Origin of the sequence: Petrotoga sp. HWHPT.55.6.3 (genome assembly GCF_002895495.1) — a bacterium.
Taxonomy (GTDB): domain Bacteria; phylum Thermotogota; class Thermotogae; order Petrotogales; family Petrotogaceae; genus Petrotoga; species Petrotoga mobilis.
This window is the reverse complement of the sequence record NZ_AZRJ01000030.1, coordinates 1-2,442: the sequence shown is the minus strand read 5'-3', so window position 1 is coordinate 2,442 and position 2,442 is coordinate 1. Positions and strand designations below refer to the sequence as shown.

General features: G+C 38.4%; 1 protein-coding gene. It reads right to left on the bottom strand.

Going from position 1 to position 2,442, the window contains the following annotated elements; all coding sequences use genetic code 11:
* Positions 1–208: 208 nt before the first annotated feature.
* Positions 209–2,191: a sodium-translocating pyrophosphatase gene (locus X926_RS08265; RefSeq protein ID WP_103065734.1), complete on the bottom strand. Its 1,983-nt coding sequence runs from the start codon at positions 2,189–2,191 to the stop codon at positions 209–211.
* Positions 2,192–2,442: the final 251 nt, after the last annotated feature.

Below are 2,442 nucleotides of genomic sequence, written 5' to 3'. Positions count from 1 at the left end.
CCCTTCGCCCCGCTCCCCACCCTTCTAAGGAAGGGACCTGCGGTCCCTAACTCAGCAGGTGGGAGGGCTCCGCCCTGTAACCCTTTTAAAATCAAAGTCTTATTTTTGAAAATAGTTATATCTCAAAAACCTTGTGTTAGCGCCCCTTTGCCCCGCAGCCGGCCCATAAAGAGGATGGTATTCATACCAACCACTTTAACCAAGAGTTTCACTCAAAAATTCTAATTAAGACAGGGACAATCACTATAGAAACTATAGACATGAGTTTTATTAAAATATTTATGGAAGGTCCTGCTGTATCTTTTAAAGGATCCCCCACAGTATCGCCCACAACAGAAGCCTTGTGAGCCAAAGACCCTTTTCCCCCATATTTTCCTGTTTCTATTAACTTCTTAGCGTTATCCCAGGCACCTCCAGAGTTAGCCATGAATATAGCTAACATAACGCCGGAACCTGTTGTTCCTGCTAACATTCCAGCAACAGCTTGCTTGCCTAACAACAGATAAATAATTATTGGAGCTATTACAGCGATTAAAGAAGGAAGTATCATATATTTTAGAGCACCATCGGTAGCAATCTTTACACACTTACCGTAGTCTGGATCAGCTTTTCCTTCCATTAATCCAACAATTTCTTTAAACTGTCTCCTTACTTCTTCAACCATAAGGTTTGCGGCGTTACCAACTGCTTTCATCACCAAAGAGGAAAACAGAAATGGAAGCATTGCACCGATTAACAAGGCTGTAAATACATTTGCATCATTCAAATCAACTACTGAAATATTTGTTACCTGCAAATAAGAGGCGAACAAAGCCAATGCCGTTAATGCAGCAGATCCTATTGCAAAGCCTTTTCCCATCGCGGCGGTTGTATTTCCAACAGCATCCAACTTATCAGTTCTTTCTCGAACGTATGGATCTAAATGAGCCATTTCCGCAATTCCACCCGCATTATCGGCGATAGGGCCATATGCATCGATTGATAAACTCATACCCAGTGTTGAAAGCATTCCAACGGCCGCAATAGCTATTCCAAAAAGCCCGTAAACGTAGAATGAAATTACAATAGCTGTTCCTATTAAAAGAATAGGGAAAAGCGTTGATTCCATCCCTAGGGCAAGACCATTGATAATCAACGGAGCCGAACCTGATGGAGCGCTTTTTGCTAGCTCTATTACAGGTTTTTTTGCAGTGTAGTATTCAGTGGAAACCCCTATAAGAATTCCAACTACCATACCTAAAATAACAATTAAACCGCCAGAAAAATCACCGAAGACAATTTTAGATAAGAAAAAAACTACTATCGCTTGAAGAAATGCCGTCATATATGTACCAAAGTGTAGAACCTTTTCGGGCTCAACTTCCTTTACTTTTTTGATATAGTAATTAACAAAAATAATACCAAAAATTGATAATATCAAACCTGATGAAGCAACAAAAAAGGGGAAAATTGCCCCATTAATAGAAAAAGCTACACTGCCCAACACTGAAGCAGAAAAAATAGAGCCAACGTAGGATTCGTACAGATCTGCTCCCATACCTGCAACATCTCCCACATTATCTCCGACATTGTCAGCAATAACTGCCGGATTTCTTGGATCATCTTCTGGAATATTTGCTTCAACCTTACCAACTAAGTCAGCTCCTACATCGGCAGCTTTTGTAAAAATGCCCCCTCCAACTCTTGCAAAGAGTGCCACAAAAGATGCTCCCATGGCGTAGCCACTCATTAATTCAGTATTTCCCTTGCCAAGAAAAAATATACCTCCCAATCCCATTAATCCTAAAGAAGTAACAATCATTCCCATAACCGCTCCACCATTAAAAGATACAGCCAATGCATCTTTTAAGTTGTTTATCGCCGCATTGGTTGTTCTAGCATTGGCTCTGGTAGCTATTGACATTCCTAAAAAACCTGATAAAACTGAAAATACCGATCCTAAAATAAAAGACAAAGCCATTTGATAAGAGCTTACAAACCACAGAAAAGCAGCGAATAAAAATATAACAACAAAAAGAATCCTATATTCTGAAAATAAAAAAGAGCGAGCTCCCACTTGAATTATTTTCGAAAGTTTTTGCATTCTTTCATTCCCAGGGGATTTTTCTAAAATATTGAAAACTAAAAAAACGGTGAAAATTAATCCAATAAACCCACATATAACCGATATGATTTGAGAAATAGCACCCATACTTTTCCTCCTTGCAGAATTTAGTATAATGTCTTTAAAAGCTCTAAAGCTGTATAGATAACATCCATTGTCCGGACCCTGATTAAGAAACAAAAGAGTTTCATCATAAGTAGTTATAGAACTTAAGTGAAAGATCTCCTTTAGTTTTTTAGATTATACCATAAAAAAACCGTGTTAGATCATAATTAAGTGTCATCGAAATAGGGTATTGGTTAGATAGTATTTATGTCTTTGAACTTGATTTGCTTTTT